The organism is Nocardioides sp. YIM B13467, from assembly GCF_042788075.1.
Taxonomy (GTDB): Bacteria; Actinomycetota; Actinomycetes; order Propionibacteriales; family Nocardioidaceae; genus Nocardioides.
This window is the reverse complement of record NZ_JBHZPJ010000046.1, coordinates 2,865,641-2,885,672: the sequence shown is the minus strand read 5'-3', so window position 1 is coordinate 2,885,672 and position 20,032 is coordinate 2,865,641. Positions and strand designations below refer to the sequence as shown.

19 protein-coding genes and 2 pseudogenes are annotated in these 20,032 nt (G+C 69.2%); 8 read left to right on the top strand and 13 right to left on the bottom strand.

What is annotated here, in order from left to right:
* Positions 1–2: 2 nt before the first annotated feature.
* The 3 genes from ACFX43_RS20920 to ACFX43_RS20910 form a co-directional block, all read right to left on the bottom strand.
* Positions 3–1,802 (bottom strand): penicillin-binding transpeptidase domain-containing protein, encoded by a 1,800-nt coding sequence (locus tag ACFX43_RS20920; protein ID WP_378834159.1) that lies wholly within the window; start codon positions 1,800–1,802, stop codon positions 3–5.
* Between the two features lie 196 nt (positions 1,803–1,998).
* Positions 1,999–3,051 (bottom strand): SGNH/GDSL hydrolase family protein, encoded by a 1,053-nt coding sequence (locus tag ACFX43_RS20915; protein WP_378834156.1) that lies wholly within the window; start codon positions 3,049–3,051, stop codon positions 1,999–2,001.
* 128 nt (positions 3,052–3,179) lie between these two features.
* Complete coding sequence (locus ACFX43_RS20910) at positions 3,180–5,270, bottom strand: MMPL family transporter (RefSeq protein ID WP_378834152.1); 2,091 nt, start codon at positions 5,268–5,270, stop codon at positions 3,180–3,182.
* Between the two features lie 87 nt (positions 5,271–5,357).
* Between ACFX43_RS20910 and ACFX43_RS20905 the strand changes: the two genes are divergently transcribed.
* Both ACFX43_RS20905 and ACFX43_RS20900 read left to right on the top strand, forming a co-directional pair.
* The gene (locus ACFX43_RS20905) at positions 5,358–5,678 is read left to right on the top strand and encodes a PadR family transcriptional regulator (protein WP_008356007.1); all 321 of its coding nucleotides are present in this window, start codon (positions 5,358–5,360) and stop codon (positions 5,676–5,678) included.
* Positions 5,679–5,804: 126 nt separating this feature from the next.
* A complete protein-coding gene (locus ACFX43_RS20900) occupies positions 5,805–6,443 on the top strand; it encodes a permease prefix domain 1-containing protein (protein WP_378834147.1) in 639 nt (212 codons plus the stop codon).
* A gap of 178 nt (positions 6,444–6,621) precedes the next feature.
* Here ACFX43_RS20900 and ACFX43_RS20895 read toward each other — a convergent pair whose 3' ends face one another.
* The 4 genes from ACFX43_RS20895 to ACFX43_RS20880 all read right to left on the bottom strand — a co-directional run bounded on the left by ACFX43_RS20895 (position 6,622) and on the right by ACFX43_RS20880 (position 11,498).
* Complete coding sequence (locus tag ACFX43_RS20895) at positions 6,622–8,478, bottom strand: DEAD/DEAH box helicase (protein ID WP_378834145.1); 1,857 nt, start codon at positions 8,476–8,478, stop codon at positions 6,622–6,624.
* A gap of 82 nt (positions 8,479–8,560) precedes the next feature.
* Positions 8,561–9,373: an MOSC domain-containing protein gene (locus ACFX43_RS20890; RefSeq protein WP_378834142.1), complete on the bottom strand. Its 813-nt coding sequence runs from the start codon at positions 9,371–9,373 to the stop codon at positions 8,561–8,563.
* A gap of 23 nt (positions 9,374–9,396) precedes the next feature.
* Positions 9,397–11,220, bottom strand: coding sequence for a glutamine--fructose-6-phosphate transaminase (isomerizing) (gene glmS / locus ACFX43_RS20885; protein WP_350839942.1), 1,824 nt, complete (start codon positions 11,218–11,220; stop codon positions 9,397–9,399).
* Positions 11,221–11,234: 14 nt separating this feature from the next.
* Positions 11,235–11,498, bottom strand: a complete 264-nt coding sequence (locus ACFX43_RS20880) for a hypothetical protein (RefSeq protein WP_378834137.1) — start codon at positions 11,496–11,498, stop codon at positions 11,235–11,237.
* A 214-nt stretch (positions 11,499–11,712) separates the two neighbouring features.
* Here ACFX43_RS20880 and ACFX43_RS20875 point away from each other — a divergent pair, with 214 nt between their 5' ends.
* From ACFX43_RS20875 to vanX, 4 genes and pseudogenes are all read left to right on the top strand, one after another.
* Complete coding sequence (locus tag ACFX43_RS20875; protein WP_281285070.1) at positions 11,713–11,844, top strand: hypothetical protein; 132 nt, start codon at positions 11,713–11,715, stop codon at positions 11,842–11,844.
* 143 nt (positions 11,845–11,987) lie between these two features.
* Positions 11,988–12,539 (top strand): annotated as a pseudogene (locus ACFX43_RS20870) (YceI family protein); the annotation flags it as partial.
* A 76-nt stretch (positions 12,540–12,615) separates the two neighbouring features.
* Positions 12,616–13,065, top strand: a pseudogene (locus ACFX43_RS20865) (ATP-grasp domain-containing protein); the annotation flags it as partial.
* Complete coding sequence (gene vanX, locus ACFX43_RS20860; RefSeq protein WP_378834132.1) at positions 13,062–13,676, top strand: D-Ala-D-Ala dipeptidase VanX; 615 nt, start codon at positions 13,062–13,064, stop codon at positions 13,674–13,676. The pseudogene ACFX43_RS20865 and the gene vanX, both read left to right, overlap by 4 nt.
* A 16-nt stretch (positions 13,677–13,692) precedes the next feature.
* On the opposite strand, the gene ACFX43_RS20855 is transcribed toward vanX, so the two are convergent.
* Together ACFX43_RS20855 and ACFX43_RS20850 are read right to left on the bottom strand one after the other, a co-directional pair.
* Positions 13,693–14,535: a CHAD domain-containing protein gene (locus ACFX43_RS20855; protein WP_378834130.1), complete on the bottom strand. Its 843-nt coding sequence runs from the start codon at positions 14,533–14,535 to the stop codon at positions 13,693–13,695.
* 10 nt (positions 14,536–14,545) lie between these two features.
* Positions 14,546–15,541, bottom strand: coding sequence for a hypothetical protein (locus ACFX43_RS20850; RefSeq protein WP_378834125.1), 996 nt, complete (start codon positions 15,539–15,541; stop codon positions 14,546–14,548).
* 114 nt (positions 15,542–15,655) lie between these two features.
* On the opposite strand from ACFX43_RS20850, the gene ACFX43_RS20845 reads away from it, so the two are divergent.
* Positions 15,656–16,294, top strand: coding sequence for a TetR/AcrR family transcriptional regulator (locus ACFX43_RS20845; protein ID WP_378834121.1), 639 nt, complete (start codon positions 15,656–15,658; stop codon positions 16,292–16,294).
* On the opposite strand, the gene ACFX43_RS20840 is transcribed toward ACFX43_RS20845, so the two are convergent.
* The 4 genes from ACFX43_RS20840 to ACFX43_RS20825 form a co-directional block, all read right to left on the bottom strand.
* Entirely contained in the window at positions 16,258–16,764 is a 507-nt protein-coding gene (locus ACFX43_RS20840) for a hypothetical protein (RefSeq protein WP_378834118.1), read from the bottom strand. The genes ACFX43_RS20845 and ACFX43_RS20840 overlap by 37 nt on opposite strands.
* The gene (gene folP / locus ACFX43_RS20835; RefSeq protein WP_378834115.1) at positions 16,761–17,621 is read right to left on the bottom strand and encodes a dihydropteroate synthase; all 861 of its coding nucleotides are present in this window, start codon (positions 17,619–17,621) and stop codon (positions 16,761–16,763) included. The genes ACFX43_RS20840 and folP overlap by 4 nt, the downstream gene beginning before the upstream one ends.
* Complete coding sequence (locus tag ACFX43_RS20830) at positions 17,621–18,535, bottom strand: glucosyl-3-phosphoglycerate synthase (RefSeq protein WP_378834112.1); 915 nt, start codon at positions 18,533–18,535, stop codon at positions 17,621–17,623. Before ACFX43_RS20830 ends, folP begins: the two co-directional genes overlap by 1 nt.
* A 98-nt stretch (positions 18,536–18,633) precedes the next feature.
* Positions 18,634–19,344: an SGNH/GDSL hydrolase family protein gene (locus ACFX43_RS20825; protein WP_378834107.1), complete on the bottom strand. Its 711-nt coding sequence runs from the start codon at positions 19,342–19,344 to the stop codon at positions 18,634–18,636.
* Between the two features lie 66 nt (positions 19,345–19,410).
* Between ACFX43_RS20825 and ACFX43_RS20820 the strand changes: the two genes are divergently transcribed.
* Entirely contained in the window at positions 19,411–20,022 is a 612-nt protein-coding gene (locus ACFX43_RS20820; RefSeq protein WP_378834102.1) for a TetR/AcrR family transcriptional regulator, read from the top strand.
* Positions 20,023–20,032 lie beyond the last annotated feature (10 nt).

The window sequence follows — 20,032 nt, the reverse complement described above, 5'->3', positions numbered from 1 at the left end:
CTCTATCGCTCGTTGACCATCCGCAGGAACGCCTCGACGAGCGGGCCCGAGGTGGCGGCACCGTTCTCGCCCTCGTCGACGTAGACGGCGACGGCCAGGTCGCCCTGCGCCGCGATCATCCAGGTGTGCGTGAGGCGCTTGCCGTTGCGGTCGAACTCGGCCGTGCCGGTCTTGGCGATCACGGGCTTGCCCGGAACATCGGCCAGGCCGCGGCCGGTGCCGTCAGTGACCACACCCCGGAAGATCGTACGCAGCTGCTCGGCCTCGTCGGCGGCGAGCGGCTCGACGCCCGACGGCTTGGCGACCTGGCCCTCGACGAGGGTCGGGACCACGGTGTGACCGGCCTGGATGGAGCCGATGACGGCGGCCATCACGAGCGGCGAGGCGAGCACCTTGCCCTGTCCGATCAAGTCCGCGGCGTGCTCGGTCTCGCCCGCGGGCTCGGGGATCTGGCCGAAGTAGGAGGTGAAGCCGGCGTCGCGGTCGATGCCGAAGCCCAGCGAAGCGGCGGCGGAGGCGATCTCGGCGTGGCCGACCTCGCCGGCCACGCCGACCATGGCGGTGTTGCAGGACTCGGCGACCGCGTGGGCGAGGGTGATCTCGCCGAGGGCCGACTTCGGATACCAGGAGTCGTTCTTGAAGGTCTTGCCGTCGACGGTGGCCTTGGCCGGGCACTTGACCTGACTCTTGGCGTTGAGCCCCTTGCGCAGCAGGGCCAGCGTGGTCGCGGCCTTGAAGGTCGAGCCCGGCGCCGCCTGGCCGTAGGTGGCCAGGTTCATCTTGTTGTCCTCGCCGTTGGCGGCGACCAGCACGGCACCGTCGCTGGGCCGGATCGCCACCAGGGCGCTCTCGGGCTTGACGCGCTTCAGGATCTTCTCGGCGTTCTTCTGCAGCCGCTCGTCGAGGGTGACGGTCAGCGACTTCCCATCGATCGGGTCGGTGCTGTAGAGCCGCTTGAGGACCTCCCCCTCGTCGCCGAGCACCGCGACCTGCAGCCCGGGCTTCCCCCGCAGCTGCTCGTCGTAGCGCGCCTGCAGGCCGGAGAGACCGGCGAGATCACCCGGGAGGTAGGTCCCGGGCTTCTTCTTCATCATCTCCGCCGTGACCTCACCGACGATGCCGACGACCGGCGAGGCGAACTCCTTGGTCGGGCCGAGCGGGAGGGTCCGGTTGAGCATCGCGGCGCCCTTGATCTTGGCGATCTTCGCGGCTTTGGCCTTCGTCATCATCGGCTTGCGGATCGAGAGCGCCTCGACGAAAGCCTTGTCACCGGCCGCCTTGACGCGCTTGGCGTAGCGCTTCGGGTTGATGCCGACGATCGCGGCGACGTCGCGGGCGGCCGCGGGAGCCGCCACCGGGTCGATCAGGGTCTTGTCGATGCCGACCGTGACGACCGGTCGATCCGCGACCAGGGTCGCTCCGGACGTACTCAGGATCTCGCCGCGCTGCTGCTGGACGGTCTCGACGTGGAGGCTGCGTCCTTCGGCGAGCGTCGGGGCGACGACCGTCGGCTCCCAGACGAACTCCCACTTCTCGTCGGTCTTGCGGAGCTCGACCTCCGACTCATAGGTCCACCGGCCGCCCGGCAGTCCCCACGCCCAGGTGAGCGTCGACTTCGCGCTGTCGGTGCCGTGGCCGGAGAAGACCGGCTTGGTCGCGGACACGTCGGGCGCGCCCAGCTTCCCGAACAGGTTGCCCGTCAGATCGCTGTAGTCGGCGGCGACGGCAGCGGGATCGGTCTTCGCCACGAAGTCGACCTTCGTGAAGGTGCCGGTCTCCAGCGCCGTGGTCAGGGTCGACATGCTCGGACCCGGTTCCTTGGCCCCACCACATGCGGCAAGCAGCGGTAAGGCAACAGCAAGGGCCGCTATGCCCCGGGAGACTCGCATGGAACGGTTCTATCAGCCTTGCCCCCAAGATTGGGTTACACCCGTCCAACGCGGAGGTTGTGAAGCCGAGCGCGCCTGGTGGACACGCCCGGCTTCACCACCACCTGGATCAGTGCGTCTCCAGCCAGGCGTCCAGGTCGACGCCGCGCTGGTCGGCGAGCTTCTCCAGACGCTCACGGGTCGGCGGCTGGAACACCTTCGGCTCGATGTGGCGGTCGAGGGCGGCGTACTTCCTCTGCTTGGCGGCCTGTGCGGGACCGGTCGCCTCGGCCGCGGCGACCACGCCTGGGGTCGCGGTGACGGCGGCGCCGGTGAGCGGCGAGCTCACCAGAGGGGTGTAGCCGTCACGATGGCCGGCGGTGTTGGCGTGGTAGGACTCCTCGATCGGGTTGGAGAGCCCGTTGACCCACTCGGGGTCGTCACAGACCGCGTGTCCGGTGAACCGGCTGATCGGGTTGACGTAGCCGAACCCGGCAGCGCTCGCCCGCGAGGCCGTGGTGTTGTTGAGGAGCACCGCGGTGTCGTTGAGGATCGCCTCGTCCGACGGACTGAACCAGGTGAACGCGTTGCAGTCCTCGCCCATGAACAGCTTCGGGTAGCCCACGACCACCACCTTCGCACTGGGCGCGGCCGACCGGATCCTCGAGTAGAGCGTCCCGAGGCTGGCCGGAAGCGTGTTGCGGATGTAGTTCTGCGCACCCGCGACGGCTCCCGCGCAGTCGCTCGCCCAGGCGGGGAGAGCGCACTCGGTGATCACGTCGGCGAAGCCGGCGTCGTTGCCACCGACGGAGATGGTCACGTAACGGGTCGAGCTGGACAGTGCGCTGAGCTGGCTGTTGGTGACGTCGGCGACGACCGCGCCCGAGCAGGCGCGGAAGTTGAGGCTGTAGCTCTTCGCCGCGGCGACCAGGCTCGGGTACGCCAGGGTCGACCGCATGCAGTTGCTGCCGTCGTTGATGTAGCTGCGGGTTCCTACTCCTGAGGAGTAGGAGTCGCCGAGCGCGACGTAAGGCTCCCCAGCTGCTGAAGCGAAGCCCGAAGCAATCGGATCCGCGGCGGCTGGGGAGCCGGGGGCGACGGCGAGGCCGGCGCCGAGAAGGGCGATGGAGGTGAGGGAGACCGCGAGGCGGACTTTGGACAGGCGGAAGGTCAAACCGTTCATGGCAACTCCCGAAAGCCAGGGACCGCTTGGGGTTGCGGTCCTTCCCTTCGGTTGTACGCGCCCTTACGTCTCTCCGCAGGAAATTTGTTTCACGTCCAAGTAACTGTCCGGAACCCGCTTACCCGGGTTCATCCGACGTTCTGCAGCCTCGGCAGGAGCCGGTCGAGCCACCGCGGCAGCCACCAGGCACCGGCGCCGAGCAGCCGCATCACCGCCGGCACGATGAGGCACCGCACCACGACCGCGTCGAGCAGGACCGCCACCGCCATCACGAAGCCCATCTCCTGCAGCATCCGGTCGGGGCTGAACCAGAAGGCACCGAAGACCACCACCATGATCGCGGCGGCCGCGGTGATGACGCCGCCGGTGTGCGCCAGCCCCTCCCGGACCGCCTCCTGGGCATCTCCGCTGCGAAGCCACTCCTCCCGCATCCGCGAGATCAGGAAGACCTCGTAGTCCATCGAGAGCCCGAAGACGATCGCGAAGGTCATCACCGGCAGGAACGCCTCGATCGGACCGGGCTCGACCCCGAACAGCCCCTCTTGGAACACGTACGTCATCGCGCCCATCGAGGCACCGATCGAGAGGAGGTTGAGGATGGCCGCCTTGATCGCGACCGCCACGGACCGGAATACGCACATCAGCAGCAGCGCGGAGAGCCCGACGACGAGCCCGATGAAGAGCGGCAGCTTCTCCCCGACCGCGTCGGAGTAGTCGATCAGTGCCGCGGTCGATCCGCCGACAAGAACGTCGTCGCCGAGATCGGCGCGCAGATCCTTGACCAGCTCGGTGGTCTCGGCGTCCTGCGGGCCGGTCTCCGGGAAGGCGATGGAGGTGTACACCGCACCGTCGGCCGACGGCTGCGGCGGGGTCACGGAGGCCACGCCTTCGTACCCCGTGACCTTCTCGTACGCAGCGACCGCCTGCTCCTGGGAGCCCTCGGTCATGATGATGAGCGGGCCATTGGCACCGGGGCCGAACTTGTCACTGACCAGGTCGTACGCCTTCCGCGTGGTCGAGGATGGGTCGTCGTTGCCGGCGTCGGCGAAGCCGAGCTGGAGGCCAAGGACCGGGGTGGCCAGCGCGCCGAGAGCGACCAGGGAGACGACCAGCGCGGCCCACGGGTGCCGCTGGACACCGGAGGCCCAGGCCCGCCAGCGCTGGCCGGGCTCCCGCCGCGACCGGGCAGCGTGCTTGCGTACGGACTTCTCCAGGCGCTTGCCGAACACCGTCAGCAGCGACGGCAGCAGGGTGACCGCGGCGATCATCGTCATCAGGACGGTGAGGGCGACGCCGAGCACGACCCCCTGGATCGAGGTCAGCTGCAGCACGTAGAGGCCGCAGAGAGCGAGGATCACGCTGACGCCGGCGAAGAGGACCGAGCGGCCGGCGGTGTCGATCGCGGTCGCCGTGGCGTCCTCGCGGGTGGCGCCGCCGAGCAGCTCGCTGCGGTAGCGCGAGAAGACCAGCAGCGCGTAGTCGATGCCCACACCGAGCCCGACGATCATCAGCATCGGCGCGGTGTAGTCCGGGATCGTCGTCAGGTGCGAGAGCAGCGTGACCACGCCGAAGGTCGTGCCGACCGCGAAGATCGCGGTGATCAGCGGCAGGCTCGCCGCCAGGAACGAGCCGAACATGAACAGCATGATCACCAGCGCGGCGAGCATGCCCATCCCCTCGGAGCTGCCGCCCTCGCCCTCGTTCACCTCGCGCATCGAGTCGCCGGCCATCTCGACCTGGAGGTCTTCGGTCGACGTCTCGTCCGCCAGCTCGAGGAACGGCTCGTAGGCGCTCACGGGGAGCTCGCCGGCCTCGGCGTCCATCACGACGGTGACCAGCGCGGTCGTACCGTCCTCGCTCACCGACCCGCGCTGCGGATCCGCCGCCTCGACAGTCTCGACGTGAGGAACCTCGGCGAGGTCGGCGAGCAGCTGATCCACGGCCTGCTCGTCGGTGTTCCAACCGCGCTCGTCGTGGATGACCGCGCGCACCTCGTCACCGGTCGATCCGCCGTGCTTCGCCTGCAGGTCGGCCATCTCCTGCGACTGGGTGCCCGGGATGTCGAAAGAGTTGCGGTAGTCGTCGCCGATGCTCTGCGCCGCCGCCGTCACGCCCACCAGGACGACCACCCACAGCAGCAGCGCGGTCCAGTGATGGCGTTGGGAGAAGGACGCCAGCCGCCGCAGCGGACTGGGTCTCGTGATCGTCTGTGTGGTCATCATGTCTCCTGTCGTGTCTCGCCTGGCTATAGGTAGCCTGGCAACATGTATGGAGACAATGTACGACGGACTGTGTAGGCTGTCTACATGAAAGCCGATGCCCTCCGCGGCCACCTCGACTCGCTGATCCTGGCCGTCGTCGAGAAGCAGCCCCTCCACGGCTACGCGATCATCGAGGCCCTGAGCGCGCGCAGCGGTGGCGAGCTCGACCTCCCCACCGGCACCATCTACCCCGCGCTGCGTCGCTTGGAGAAGGCCGGCTACCTCGACAGCTCATGGTCCGAGGTCGGCGGCCGCAAGCGCCGCACCTACGAGCTCTCCTCCGCCGGCCGCAACGCCCTCGCCGCCCACCGCCAGGAGTGGCGGACCTTCGCCAAGGTCGTCTCCGGCGTACTCGGCGAAGCCTGACCCCTCGCCGAGACGGCAGTCGCGTCGGCCGAGACGGCACTTTTGCCGGCCGAGACGGCACTTCTGGAGAGTCATTCAGGGAGTTCCCTGATGTGGCCGACACGGCCGAGGACAGAAGATGAGCGCATGAGCGCCGTCGACGTCTACCTTGCGGACCTGCGCGCCGCGATCCCCGGCCCGAGCTGGACCCGGCGCGACCTCCTGCGCGAGGCCGGAGACCACCTCGAGGACGCGACCGACGCCTACACCGCCGCGGGCTACACGCCCACCGAGGCCGAGGCGCTCGCCCTGCGCGACTTCGGTTCGGTCGACGACGTCGCCCCCGGATTCCGCGACACCGTCGCGATCGGCGCCGCCCGACGTACGGCCGTCCTGCTCGTCCTCGTCATGCTCCCCCAGGCCTTCCTGTGGGACGGCGGGATCGACCTCGGCGCGAGCGCCCACTCAGCCGCTCCGGACAGCGGCCTCTTCCACTTCCTCGACATCGTCATCGGGTACGTAGGCACAGCAGGCGCCCTCGGTGCCCTGGTCGCCCTGGCGGTGACCGCGATCGGTCAGCGTTGGCTCCGGATAGGGCGCCGTACGGCTCGGCTGACCGCCGCCTGGTCCCTGGCCACGTCCATGATCGTGCCGATCATCGGCTTCACCATGCTGGCCCTGACCGGCGGCCTCACCGTGTTCCTGGCTCTCAGCGCGCTGGCCTTCATGGCCGCGCCGTTCGCCCTGGTCGCCCTCTCCGCCCAGCGCACCCTCGCCGCCTGCTGAAAACACGAATGCCGCAGCCGCTCAGGCAGCGGTCGCCCGCGGGCTGACGCGTGGGCGAAGGCTCGTCAGGCCGTCCCTCTCGCCACTTCCGTCACGGCGTTCAGGCAATGCCTGCACTTCTCAGGCGTTGCAATGCCTGAGAAGTGCAGGGATACCCGGTTAACCGGGTATCCCAACGTCAGTCGAACTTGCGCTTCTGCCGCGGCTTGCGGGGACGGTCGCCGAAGTCGGAGCTGCCCGGTCGGCCGCCCTTGTCGAAGCGACCACCGGAACGACGCACGGGGCCGCCGCCGGAGTCCTCGGAGAGCTCGATGAGCTTGCCGGAGATGCGGGTCGACTCGAGCGCCTTCCAGGTCTCGGGAGCCAGGTCCGCAGGAAGCTCGACGAGCGAGAAGTCGTTGCGGATGGAGATGTTGCCGAAGTCGGCGCGACGCAGGCCGCCCTCGTTGGCGATGGCGCCGACGATCTGGCGGGGCTCGACGCGGTGGCGCTTGCCGACCTGGATCTTGTAGGTGGCCAGGGGCTGCCCGGTGTGACGCGACGTACCCGTCTCGCGGCGGGGGCCACGGTCGCTGCCGCGGTCGTCGCGGTCGCGACGTCCGCGCCGGTCCTCGTAGGCGGGCTTCTCGGGCTCGGGGTCGAGGAGCAGCGGCTCCTCGCCGTGGAGCACCGCGGCCAGAGCGGCCGCGACGTCGACCTCGGGGATGTCGTGCTCCTCGACGTAGTGACGCACCACGTCGCGGAAGAACTCGATGCGCTCGCCCTCCTGCAGGGCGGCGGTGATGCCGTCGTCGAAGCGGGAGAGGCGGGTCGCGTTGACCTCGTCGACCGAGGGCAGCTGCATCTGCACCGGCTGTGCCTTGGTGTGCTTCTCGATCGCGCGCAGCAGCCACCGCTCACGCGGGGTGACGAACGAGATCGCATCGCCGGTGCGACCGGCGCGCCCGGTGCGGCCGATGCGGTGGACGTACGCCTCGACATCGGTCGGCAGGTCGTAGTTGACCACGTGCGAGATCCGCTCGACGTCGAGACCGCGAGCCGCGACGTCGGTCGCGACCAGGATGTCCAGCGAGCCGTCCTTGAGCTGGTTGACGGTCTTCTCGCGCTGGGCCTGGGCGATGTCGCCGTTGATCGCGGTCGCGGCGAAGCCACGCGCGCGCAGCTTCTCGGCCAGCGACTCGGTCTCGGACTTGGTGCGCGTGAAGACGATCATGCCCTCGAAGTTCTCGACCTCGAGGATGCGGGTGAGCGCGTCGACCTTCTGGGGGTAGGACACCATCAGGTAGCGCTGGGTGATGTTGGTGGCGGTCTGGGTCTTCGCCTTGACCGAGATCTCCTTCGCGTCGCGAAGGTACTTCTTCGACAGCCGGCGGATCTGCGCAGGCATCGTCGCCGAGAAGAGCGCGACCTGCTTGTCCTCGGGGGTGTCGGCGAGGATGGTCTCGACGTCCTCCGCGAAGCCCATGTTGAGCATCTCGTCGGCCTCGTCGAGCACCAGGAAGCGCAGCTGGGAGAGGTCGAGCGTGCCCTTCTCCAGGTGGTCCATGATCCGGCCGGGGGTGCCGACGACGACGTGGACGCCACGACGCAGCGCGGTCAGCTGCGGGCCGTAGCCCTGGCCGCCGTAGACCGGCAGGATGCGTACGCCGTCGAGGTTGGACGCGTAACGCTCGAACGCCTCGCACACCTGCAGGGCCAGCTCGCGCGTCGGCGCGAGCACGAGCGCCTGCGGCGCGTTCTGGTAGACGTCGAGGTTCGAGAGCACCGGCAGCGCGAACGCGGCGGTCTTACCGGTGCCGGTCTGCGCGAGACCGACGACGTCACGGCCCTCGAGCAGCGACGGGATCGTCGCTGCCTGGATCGCCGAAGGCGTCTCGTAGCCGAGCGCCTTCACGGCCTCGAGGACACCGGCGGAGAGGCCGAGTGAGTCGAACGTCGGACCCTGCTCAGCCTCCACGCTGGACCCACCGCTGGGCGCACTCGGCTCCTCGGGCGCGGTAGTGGTGGATACGGCAGATTCAGGGTCGGTGCTCACCCTGCAACGGTAGGCCCATATAGCACGTTCTATGCATTTCTCGGCGCGGTGGGCCCCGTCACTCACCCCTCGCTCGAGGCGCTCAGGAGACGATGACCTCGTCGCCGACCGCGATCTCGCCGGGATGAGCGACCGCGAGATGCACCGCCGCCCAGACCTTGCCGTCCCAGCGGCGATGCTTGGCGAGCGCCCGGAGCGGGTCCTTGCCCGACTCCAGCGTGTCGGCGTCGATGGTCGTCATCACGCACCGGTCGATCGGGGCTGCGACCCGGAACCGAGCGCCACCGATCGCGACCTCACTCCAGCCGTCCTCGGCGAACGCCTCCGGGGCACCCTCGATCAGCAGGTTGGCACGGAAGCGCTCCGCAGGGACTTCGCCCTCGGCCCACGCGTCGATCTGGTCGGTCGAGGCGTCGGTGATCAGCGACACCGGCGAGGAGTCGTGGAACGCGGCGAACTCACCGGGCCGATACTTGTCCGGGTTCATCGCCCGCTTCGTCGGGTCGGCACACCACATCAGCCTCAGATCGTCGCGGCCGAGCGCCTTCCTCAGCCACGCGTCGGCAGGCTCCCCGACCGCCTGCGCGGTGAGCGACTTCGCGAAGAACCGTACGCCGACGGCCGGCGCCTCCCGCTCCGGCACCGCCACCTCCAGCGGGTCCGTCTCGGGAGCGTTCAGCAGCAGGTCCACGCCCGCGGGCCCGCCGGTCGAGGGCGTGTCCGCCACGACCTTGAACAGCTCCCTCACCTCGCGAGCCGTCACCAGCTTGCCGCTGCCGTCGACGACCATCCACTCGCGGTCTCCCACGATCCCGGCCCTGCCGACGTACGCCTCCTCGACCGGTCTGATCGCCGTCGACTTCACCGGATGGATGTTGATCCCTGCGAGGCGCATGTGGCCCATTGAAGCGGACACCGCTACTCGACCGTGACCGATTTAGCGAGGTTCCGGGGCTTGTCGACGTCGTGACCGAGGGCCTTGGCGGCGTGGAAGGCGATCAGCTGGAGCGGGATCGTCAGCAGGATGGGGTCGAGCTCGACCTCGTTCTTCGGTACGTCCACGCGCAGCGCGTCGAGCTCGCCGAGGTCGACGTCGGGGTGGGTGACGACGACCAGCGGCCCGCGGCGGGCGCTGATCTCGTGCAGAGCCGCGACGTTGCGGTCGGTCAGCTCGTCCTGGGGCACGATCGCCACGGTCGGAACGGACTCCGAGATCAGCGCGAGCGGGCCGTGCTTGAGCTCGGAGGTCTGATAGGCCTCGGCGTGCCGGTAGGAGATCTCCTTCAGCTTCTGGGCGCCTTCGCGCGCGACCGGGTAGCCACGTACGCGACCGACGAAGAACATCGACTCGGCCTCGGCCAGCCGTGCGGCGACCTCCTCGAGGTGGGACTCGCTCTTGAGGATCTCCTCGATCTGGGTCGGCAGCGCCTGCAGGCCGGCGATGAGCCGCTTCCCGTCGGCGATCGAGAGGTCACGCACGCGTCCCAGCTGGAGCGCCAGGAGCGAGAACGCGACGAACATGTTGGTGAGCGCCTTGGTCGAGGCGACCGCGATCTCCGGACCGGCGTGCAGGTAGATGCCGCCGTCGACCGCGCGCGCGATCGCCGAGCCGACGACGTTGACGACGCCGAGCACCCGGCCGCCCTTGCGCTTGATCTCCTGGACGGCGAGCAGCGTGTCGATCGTCTCGCCGGACTGGGATACGGCGACGTAGAGGGTGTCCGGCTCGATGATCGGGTTGCGGTAGCGGAACTCCGACGCCGCCTCGGCGTCGGCGGGGACCCGCGCGAGCTCTTCGATCAGTCCGGCGCCCATCTGGCCGACGTAATAGGCCGAGCCGCAGCCGAGGATCTTCACCCGGCGGATCGCGCGCAGCTCGCGCGGGTCGAGGTTGAGCCCGCCGAGATGCGCCGTGCCGAACCGCTCGTCGAGCCGGCCGCGCAGCGCCCGCTCGACCGAGGACGGCTGCTCCAGGATCTCGGTGAACATCCGTGGCTCGTCGGCGAGCTCGCCGTACTCGTACGCCGACGGATCCACATCGACCTCGCGAGCCGTCGTGGTGGTCGTCGTCAGGTCCTGGCGGAAGGTCGTGAACCCGGTCGCGGTGATGGTCGCGAGCTCGCCGTCGTCGAGGTGGGCGACGGTGGTGGTGTGGCGTACGACGGCGGCCAGGTCCGAGGCGACGTACATCTCCCCGTCGCCGACGCCGACGATCAGCGGCGAGCCGTTGCGGGCGACGACCATGCGGTCGGGGAAGTCGGCGTGCACGACGGCCAGGCCCCAGGTGCCCTCTACCTGGGAGAGCGCGTCGACGACCTTGGCCTCCAGAGTGTCTGCGGTCGACGCTCCGATGAGGTGGGCGAAGACCTCGGTGTCGGTGTCGCTGACCAGCTCGACGCCCGCCTCGGTGAGCCGCTCCCGCAGCGAGGCGGCGTTGTCGACGATCCCGTTGTGGACGACGGCCACCCGGCCATCGGCGGAGACGTGCGGGTGGGCGTTGGTGTCGTTGGCCGGACCATGGGTCGCCCACCGGGTGTGGCCGATGCCGACCTTGCCGGAGAACCGCTTCGGCAGCGCATCGACCAGGTCGCGTACGCGGCCGGCCTTCTTCACCACCTGGAGCCTGCTGCCCAGCACCGCGACGCCCGCCGAGTCATAGCCGCGGTGCTCCAGCCGGGCCAGCCCCTCGGTGAGCAGGCCGGCGGCCTGCTGGGGTCCGATGTAGCCGACGATTCCGCACATGTGTCCTGTCCGTTCTATCCGTAGATGAGCCGTCGCAGCTGCCGTTCGGTCAGCTGCGGCGCGGCAACGACCCGCGCCCGAAGCTCCTCGGCGAGCTGCGCGAAGATCGCGTCGTTCTTCGCGCCGTAGGTCTTCAGCTGTGCATGCCGGCGGCGTACGTATGCCTCGACCGGTTCGTCGAAGTACGCCACCACGTCCTCGATCACGCGCGCCGCCTCCGCGGGCAGGAGCCCGGTGGTGGCGACCAGGTGGTCGATCAGCGCTTGCTCGGCCTTCACTCCACCAACTGTGACCCACCCACGGAACAAGGTTCAAATTTCTGCCCGATTTCGGGCAGAACTTGCCTTTTAAGCCCAAGTGGGGCGCCACGCACCCGCATCGCACCTTTCGGTGTCTCGAAGTGGAGCACCACACGTCATCTGGCCGACTACTTGGACATAGGAGTGGGGGTGCGGTACCTTAGGTGAACACAAGGTGAACAGGAGGTGTCTGATGAACGGAAATAAAGTGACTGGCAAGCTCGAGCTCCGCTGGCTCCCCGTCGTCGACCGCCGCGGCCGTAAGCACATGGAGGCCCGCTGGGTCGAAGTCAGTGCGCCCGCGACCACTCGTCACGCTGCCTGACAACCGCTCAACGCTCCCGAGGCCCGCCCCCGACAGGGGAGCGGGCCTCGTGCGTTTAGGGATAGCGTTGTCACTGCAACCAATTTTCCCTCGTCGTCAGGAAAGGCCACGCGAGCGGGAACATTGGGAGAGATTCCCCCGTTATGATGCTTGCAGTTTCAACCAATTCTTCCAGGAGCACATTCGCTATGGGCATTTTCAGCAAGAAGGACACGGCACCCGCCGAGACCGAGTTCGACACCCCGACCGCCGCCATCGAGGACATCGCGGGTGACTACACCCTCGACGTCGCCCACACCCGCCTGGGCTTCTCGGCTCGCCACGCGATGGTGACCACCGTCCGCGGCTCGTTCAAGGAGTTCGAGGGCACGGCGACGATCGACACCGCCGAGCCGGCGAAGTCCAAGGTCTCGCTGACCATCAAGGCAGCCTCCGTCGACACCGGCAACGCCGACCGTGACGGCCACCTGCTCTCGGGTGACTTCTTCGAGAACGAGGCTCACCCCAACATCACCTTCGAGTCGACCGAGGTCGAGTTCGACGGCGAGACCTGGAACATCACCGGCGACCTGACCATCAAGGGCGTCACCAAGTCGGTCACCGTTCCGTTCGAGCAGACCGGCTCCGCCAAGGACCCGTTCGGCAACACCCGCGTCGGCTTCGAGGGTGCCGTCGCGATCAACCGCACCGACTGGGGCCTCTCCTTCAACGCCGCCCTCGAGACCGGCGGCGTCCTCGTCTCCGAGAAGATCAAGCNCGTCCCCCCCCCCGCGGCAGTACGACGAGAAGGTGCTCATCGAGGAGGGCGTCGTCGCCGAGGAGATCGGCTGCGCGATCCTCGGCACCGGTGCCGAGCTGGTCACCGGCGAGGTCGACCACGTCGCGCTCTCGCACGGCTTCTTCAAGATCCATCAGGAGGACGCCCCCGAGACCGGCTCGGAGAACGCGACCTTCATCGTGCCCGCCGACATCCCGGCCGAGGCGCAGGAGCTGGTCAAGACCGAGGCGCAGCGGGTCTACCGCGCGCTGGGCTGCCGTGGTCTGGCGCGGGTCGACATGTTCCTCAAGGCGGACGGCACCGTGGTGCTCAACGAGGTCAACACCCTGCCCGGGCTCACCTCGTACAGCCGCTACCCACGGATGATGGCCGCGGCCGGGATCTCGATGACCGAGTTCCTCGACCGCGCGATCATCCTGGCTCTTGAAGAGACCCCGCGATGAGAGACGGCTTCGGCTTCGTCGACGAGCTGGCGCCGGGCATCCGCTGGGACAGCAAGTACGCCACCTGGGACAACTTCACCGGCAAGCCCGTCGACGGCTACCTGGTGAACCGCATCGTCGGGACCCGCGAGCTGTGCGCCGCGCTCGCCCAGGCGCGGGACAAGGCCGCCGCCCTCGGGTTCGGGATCCTGCTGTGGGACGGCTACCGCCCCCAGCGGGCCGTCGACGCGTTCCTGCGCTGGGCCGAGGAGCCCTCGCCCGAGGACGATGCCCGTAAACGCACCCACTATCCCTCGATCACCCGACCGGAGATGTTCGAGAAGGGGTACGTCGCCACCAAATCCGGCCACAGCCGTGGCAGCACCGTCGACCTGACCCTCTTCGACCTGGCTTCCGGCGAACTGCTGGACATGGGTGGCGACCACGACCTGATGGACGAGATCTCCCACCACGGTGCGGCCGGGGTCTCCGACGTCGCGGCGCACAACCGGTCGCAGCTGTGCTCGCTCATGGAGGCGTGTGGGTTCAGCCGCTACGACAGCGAGTGGTGGCACTACTCGCTGGTCGAGGAGCCCTACCTCGACACCTACTTCGACTTTCCCGTCGGCTAGAGCCCCGCCTGCTGACTCAGGGACTCAGCCACCCGACGGCCTTCGGACGGTTCGCCTTCTTCCAGACCGGGGCGAACCGCTCCTCGGCCTCGTCGGCGGCCGCTCGCTCGACGGCCAGGAGCTCGCGGACGGCCGCATCGGGCGCCGGGACCAGCTGGATCGTCCGGATCATGACGGCGGCGTCGTTGAGGTCGCCGAGGTTCGACTGGATCGACTTGGCGGCCTTCTCGACGAGCTCGGCGTCCTTGCCGAAGACCTCTCGCAGCGACTCGGCCGCGTAGCGGACCCGCTTGGCCTTCTTGCGCACCTCGTGGAGGCGCCGGTGACGCTCGGCGGCATCGCCGGCATTCGCGGCCGCGTCGGCCGCGGCCGTCAGCCGTCGCCAGCCGCGGCGGAGCCGCTTGCGCAGAGCCTTCTTGCCCGGGAGCGCCTCCGACCAGGGCAGACCGTTGGCGAGGGCTGCGGTCAGCGTGCGGTAGCGGTCGCCGTCCAGCTCCGGCAGCAGCAGCCCGCGCCCCTGGGACTGGCGCTCGGCGAGCGCCGCCCGGAGCTCGTCGACACCGGTGGGTCCTGGACCGTGCTCGGCCGCCCAGCGCCGCAGCCGTCCGCGGAGAACCTCTGCGTCGCGTACCTCTCCGAGGAGGGCGCCGAGCCATTTCAGCTCCTCCCGGAGCGGCTCGCTCCGCTCCTGGTCGAGGAAGGGACGGTAGGTCGCCAGCACGCTGCGCATCCTGCGTACGGTCACGCGCATCTGGTGGACCGAGTCGTCCTCGTCACGCAGCACGAGCCGGCCCCAGCGGTGGAGCGCGACCACCTGGCCGCGCCACCACTCCTCGACCGGCTCGTGTGGATGGCTCATCCCTACAGTTCTACCGTGCCACGGGGTCCAGGTCACGCTCGGTCCGTCCAGCACCCGCAGCCTCGGCGCTGCCCTCCTCACGGTGCGGGAGCACGGTCAGGAGCAGGCCGATTCCCGCCCAGCAGGCGAGGACGATCAGTGGCGTCGTGGTTCCGGCGCCGTCGAAGAAGGAGAAGCCGCGCAGCGCCGACCCGGCCGCACCCGGAGGCATCAACTGGCCGAGCCATCCGAACGGCACCATCTCCGGCGCGGAGGTGATCCCGGAGAGCGGGTTGCCGACGAGCAGGATCAGGAGCGCGACGATGCCGACGCCTGCCGGCCCGATGAGGTGGCGCAGGCCGATGATCGGGAGCGCGACCGCGAGGATGCCGAGGGCGACGACTCCGGCGTTGGCCAGGTAGCTGCCCTCCAGGGCGCCGAGCCAGCCCTGGACGACACCGGTCATCGCGAGACCGCCGCCGATCGCGATCAGGAAGGCGGCCGCCACCCGGTCCCGGGTGCGGGTCAGCACGAGCGAGGTGATGGCGCCGGCCATGATGCCGCCGATCACCAACGGCAGCGCGGACGCACCGAAGACGACGCCCCGCGGGTCGTCCTCCGCGCTGGCAACGACGTCGGTCACCTGGGGCTGCGTCCCGGTCTCGGCTCCCATGGCGGTGGCCATCTGGGTGAGCTGCTGGGCGACATTCGCGCTGGCCGCGGAGGCGACCAGGAACTCCGGGCCCTGGGGACCGGCGACGATCGCGCCGTACGCCTCGCGGTCCTCGATCGCCTCGACAGCTTCCTCGCGGTTGTCGACGGCGGTGATCTCGAAGCCGTCCTCCCCCGCGTTGGCGGCGAGCTGGGTCTCGATCTGGGTGACCGCGGCCTCGGGGCCGGCGACGACCAGCGGCAGCGACCTGGGCTCCAGCTCGCTGGTGGGCCAGGCGAACGCGGAGATGAGCAACGTGAGCAAGGTGACCAGACCGAGGCTGACCCCGATCACGGCTTTCGCAGACTTGGACATGTCGGATTCCTTCTTAAAAAAACGAATGTTCATTCTCTTTGAAGGACACTCTCCTCTGCCTCGTCGGATTTATCAAGAATGAATGTTCGTTTTCTTTTGAGGTATGCTTCCGGCATGCCGAAGATCAGCGAGGAGCACCGCGCCGAGAAACGCCAGCAGATCATCGCGGCCACGCTGCGCTGCGTGGAGCGCGACGGCTTCCACAAGACGACGATGGCCGCGGTCGTCAAGGAGTCCGGCCTGTCCGCGGGCTCGGTCTACACCTACTTCCGCGGCAAGAGCGACATCATCCGCGTGATCGCCGAGTCAGGTCTGACGACCATCGCGGAGGCGATCACCCGGTTCACCCCCGACCCGGGCTCCGAGGAAGGCGCTCCCCCGCCCGAGCGGGCGATCGAGGCCGCGACCCAGCATCTCCTCGACCTCTCCGAGGAGCTCGGTGTCGACCTCCCCCGGATCGCCCTGCAGACCTGGGCCGAGGCCGCCCGCGACCCGGAGGTCCGCGAACTGATGGCACCCGAGGCGCGACGTATCCGTGCCGCCTGGCGCACCTACGCCGAGGGCGCCATCGCGGCCGGCCGGTTCCGCCCGGACGCCGACCCCGAACGAATCGCGATGGTCCTCACCGGCCTGCTGCCCGGCTTCATCCTGCAGCGGCTCATGCTGGGCGACGTGAACCCGAAGGTGTACGCGGCCGGGCTCGGCGACCTACTCGACTACGCCGGCCCGTCCGCCCAACGGGCGACCCAGTAGCGCACCCCGTACGGGTCGTCGTCGTAGTCGACCGCCACGGTCCCGACTCCGGCCAGCAGGTCGGCCGCTTCCACGATCGGGCCGACGTCGGCCCACAGCTCATCGGCCAGCCCGAGATCGAGCGCGCCGAGCGCCTCGGGATCGGGCGTCGTCAGCGCCTTGCCGAGCATCTCGTCGAACCCGGCAGCCCGTGAGTCGAGGTGCCCCGGGGCTTTCTCGCTGCGGCGGGCGGAGCCGTTGCCGACGATGAGGTACGCCGCCTCGCCAGTGGTCACCGGAGCCGCACCGACCTCCGCCAGCAGCGAGGAGGCCACCCGGGCACCCTGCGCACCCGCGATCACATGTACGTCCTCGCCCAGCCAGGCCACGGCGGCCAGGCAGGCCGCGCGGAGCTCGGCGACGGGGTCGTCGAGCGAGGCGTACTCCGGCAGCAGGGCCAGGCATCCCGGAACCAGCGCCAATCGCGTCACTGCAGCCCCCTGATCGCTCGCTTCGGGCGTCGCCGTCCGGCGATCGTCCAGACCATGTCGACGGTCTGCCGGGTCTCCGGCACCTGATGGACGCGGTAGACGCGGGCGCCGGCCAGCGCGCAGACCGAGGTCGCGGCCAGGGTGCCGAGGAGGCGCTCGCCGACCGGCTGGTCGAGCGTCTCCCCCACGAAGTCCTTGTTGGAGAGCGAGACCAGCACCGGCCAGCCGGTCGCGACCATCTCGCCGAGCCGGCGGGTGATCTCGAGGGAGTGGAAGGTGTTCTTCCCGAAGTCGTGGGCCGGGTCGATCACGATCGAGTCCTTCGCGACTCCGGCGTCCAGGGCACGCTGGGCGTAGCCGAGGGTCGAGTCGATCGCGTCGCGGACGACGTCGTCGTACTCGATCCGGTAGGGCCGGGTCCGCGGCGTCACGCCGCCGGTGTGGGTGCACACGATCGCGGCGCCGTGGGCGGCTGCGACGTCGACGAGCTCCGGGTCGGCCCCGCCCCAGGCGTCGTTGATGACGTCGGCGCCGGCCGCGCACACCGCGTCGCCGACCTCCGCGCGCCAGGTGTCCACCGAGATCACCAGCTCCGGGAACTCCTCGCGCACCTGCGCGACGAAGTCGACCACCCGGGCCTTCTCCTCCGCGGCGTCGATCTCGGCCCCCGGGGCCGCCTTGATCCCGCCGATGTCGACGATCTCCGCGCCCTGGGAGGCCACCAGGCGTACGCGCTCGAAGGCCGCGTCCTCGGCCCAGGTCGCTCCCTTGTCGAAGAACGAGTCCGGGGTGCGGTTGACGATCGCCATCATCAGCGCTTCGTCATCACCGAAGTCATGTCGTCCGAGGCGCAGCATCAGGCGACCATATCGCCCGAGCCGTCGCGCACCGGCGGCCGCTCCAGGAGGCTCACGGACCGGTCGACGACCTTGGTCGAGCCGTCGATCGGGATGTACTGCCGCATCTCGACGTCGTCGCCCGCCGGACCGGTGCCGAGGCGGCGCGACATCATGCCCACGATCTGGGTGGCCATCAGGCCGAGATCGAAGAGGTCCTGGTGGCTGTGGTCGCGCTGGCCGAGGTCGACCTGGGCGATCGCGTCCATCCCTCGCGTGTCCAGGGTGTCGACGAGGGCGGCGAGCTCCACGCCGTAGCCGGTCGGGACCCGCAGCCGCTCGAACAGCGAGCGCCGGATCGACCACTCCCCCGCCAGCGGCTGGATCAGGTCCCGCAGCGGCCTGCGATGGAGGGCCAGCAGCGGGCGAGCGACGAGCTCGGTGACCCGGCCACCGTCGAGACCGTGCTCTCCCGGCCGCCGGTAGAAGCCCTTGACCAGCTCGATCGTCGGATTGTTGACAAGGGGGCCGACCAGGCCGCGTACGAAATGGGTGTCCCAGTCGGTCAGGTCGGCGTCCATGAAGACGATCAGCTCGCCTGTGGTCACGAACTGCGACTTCCACATCGCCTCGCCCTTGCCGGGGTATGAGCCGAGATCGGGCCGAATCGCGGCCGAAGCGTAGACGGCGGCGCCGGCGTCGGCGGCGATCCGCGCGGTGTCGTCGGAGGAGTCGGAGTCGATGACCACGAGCTCGTCGACCAGATCCGAGGTCTCCATCAGGCTGGTCCGCAGCCTGTCGACCAGGCCGCCGACGGTCGCGGCCTCGTTGCGCGCCGGCACCACGAGGCTCACCCGCTGCCCCTGCTTGGCTGCGACCAGATCAGCCAGGGACCAGTCGTCCCAATGATGGGTGTTGCGCTCCAACCAAGACATGCTCAAACCCTACGGGCCGGCTTCGAACAGCATCCATCGACGAGGTGACTACAACCGCCCAGCGTCTCCGTGGTGGGCGGGCGGGAGCGCCCGCCGGCTCAGCGAAGCCAGTCGGGCACGGCCCGATAGGCCGAGAGATGACGTACGACGTTCGCGAAGGCGATCGCTTGCCCGCGGGCGTTCGCATGGATCCTGTCCGCCGAGTAGATCGCCGGGTCCCGCCCGGCCTCGATCTGCTGGGCCCGCAGATGGATCCCGCCGACGCCTTCGACGACGCGACGCTGCACGGCGTCGACCTCGTTGAGCCTGAGCGCCGTCTGCGTCGCCGTCTCGGCGGGAAGCAGCCCCGAGTGAGCCCAGTCGTAGAGCCCGATCGTCGCGACGGTAGCGCCCGTCGAAGCCAACGGCCGCAACAGCGTGTCGAGCTCCGCGGCGAACCGCCCCGAGTCGAAACCACGCGAGAAGGCGTCGTTCCCGCCGGCGCTGACCAGGACCAGGTCCGGCTCGAAAGCCAGCGCATCGGGGAGGAACTTCTCCCGGATCTCGGCGGTCCGCAGGAACGGCTGCGCGAGCGTACGCTGCCTGAACTCCGGCCGCGTCGCGGCCAGCGCCTCCGAGAGCCGCTCCCCCGCCGAGAGATCCCGATAGCCCTCCAGAGGATCACGTACGCCCGCGGCGACGCTGTCACCGAGGATCACCAGCCGGTGCCAACGGCCGTTGTCGAGCACGGCTTGCGCGAGGTCCGGATCGAGGCAGTCGCGGTCTGCTGCCTCAGCGGGATAACGCTGAGCAAAGGTCGTAGAAGTCATGCCTCCGTTTTAGAGTACGATCGTTCGTACGTCAATAGAATACGACCGTGCGCTATAGTCACCGGCATGGCGGGACGCGCATCGGCTCAGGCAGCCCTCGATACCCGGCAGTCGATCCTCAAGGAGGCCGCCGACCTGGCCTCGGTCGAGGGCCTGGACACCATCTCGATCGGCCGCCTCGCCACCGGGCTGGGGATGAGCAAGTCGGGCGTGATCGGCCAGTTCGGCAGCAAGGAGAACCTCCAGCTGGCCGCGGTCGAGTACGTCCAGCAGCGCTTCGTCGAGCTCGTCTGGGCACCGGTCGCCCACCACGAACCCGGGCTGGTACGCCTTCGTGCGCTGTGCCGCGCGTGGGTCGACTACGCCGTCAACCCGCCCTATCCCGGCGGATGCGCGGTGGAACAGATGACCTTCGACTTCGACGGCCGCGCCGGCCCCGTACACGACCTTCTCGCCAGCGGCTCTGCTCGATGGCGCAAGACCCTGCGTCGCGAGATCGCCACCGCGATCGACTCCGGCGACCTCCCCCAGACTCTCGACCCTGACCAAGCGGCGTTCGCGATCAAGGCCATCGCGTCAGGCATCACGCCCTCCCACCAGATGGAGGCGGGCGCACCGGTCCACACCTGGGCGCTGACCGCGATGAATGCCGTCCTCGGCCTGCCCCCGCAGGAGTAGGCGGATGCCG

Coding starts and splice junctions, on each gene's coding strand:
- ACFX43_RS20920 (WP_378834159.1), bottom strand. CDS start 1,802: ATGTCGACCCTGACCACGGCGCTGGAGACCGGCACCTTCACGAAGGTC.
- ACFX43_RS20915 (WP_378834156.1), bottom strand. CDS start 3,051: ATGAACGGTTTGACCTTCCGCCTGTCCAAAGTCCGCCTCGCGGTCTCC.
- ACFX43_RS20910 (WP_378834152.1), bottom strand. CDS start 5,270: ATGACCACACAGACGATCACGAGACCCAGTCCGCTGCGGCGGCTGGCG.
- ACFX43_RS20905 (WP_008356007.1), top strand. CDS start 5,358: ATGAAAGCCGATGCCCTCCGCGGCCACCTCGACTCGCTGATCCTGGCC.
- ACFX43_RS20900 (WP_378834147.1), top strand. CDS start 5,805: ATGAGCGCCGTCGACGTCTACCTTGCGGACCTGCGCGCCGCGATCCCC.
- ACFX43_RS20890 (WP_378834142.1), bottom strand. CDS start 9,373: ATGCGCCTCGCAGGGATCAACATCCATCCGGTGAAGTCGACGGCGATC.
- glmS (WP_350839942.1), bottom strand. CDS start 11,220: ATGTGCGGAATCGTCGGCTACATCGGACCCCAGCAGGCCGCCGGCCTG.
- ACFX43_RS20875 (WP_281285070.1), top strand. CDS start 11,713: ATGAACGGAAATAAAGTGACTGGCAAGCTCGAGCTCCGCTGGCTCCCC.
- vanX (WP_378834132.1), top strand. CDS start 13,062: ATGAGAGACGGCTTCGGCTTCGTCGACGAGCTGGCGCCGGGCATCCGC.
- ACFX43_RS20855 (WP_378834130.1), bottom strand. CDS start 14,535: ATGAGCCATCCACACGAGCCGGTCGAGGAGTGGTGGCGCGGCCAGGTG.
- ACFX43_RS20850 (WP_378834125.1), bottom strand. CDS start 15,541: ATGTCCAAGTCTGCGAAAGCCGTGATCGGGGTCAGCCTCGGTCTGGTC.
- ACFX43_RS20845 (WP_378834121.1), top strand. CDS start 15,656: ATGCCGAAGATCAGCGAGGAGCACCGCGCCGAGAAACGCCAGCAGATC.
- folP (WP_378834115.1), bottom strand. CDS start 17,621: ATGCTGCGCCTCGGACGACATGACTTCGGTGATGACGAAGCGCTGATG.
- ACFX43_RS20830 (WP_378834112.1), bottom strand. CDS start 18,535: ATGTCTTGGTTGGAGCGCAACACCCATCATTGGGACGACTGGTCCCTG.
- ACFX43_RS20825 (WP_378834107.1), bottom strand. CDS start 19,344: ATGACTTCTACGACCTTTGCTCAGCGTTATCCCGCTGAGGCAGCAGAC.
- ACFX43_RS20820 (WP_378834102.1), top strand. CDS start 19,411: ATGGCGGGACGCGCATCGGCTCAGGCAGCCCTCGATACCCGGCAGTCG.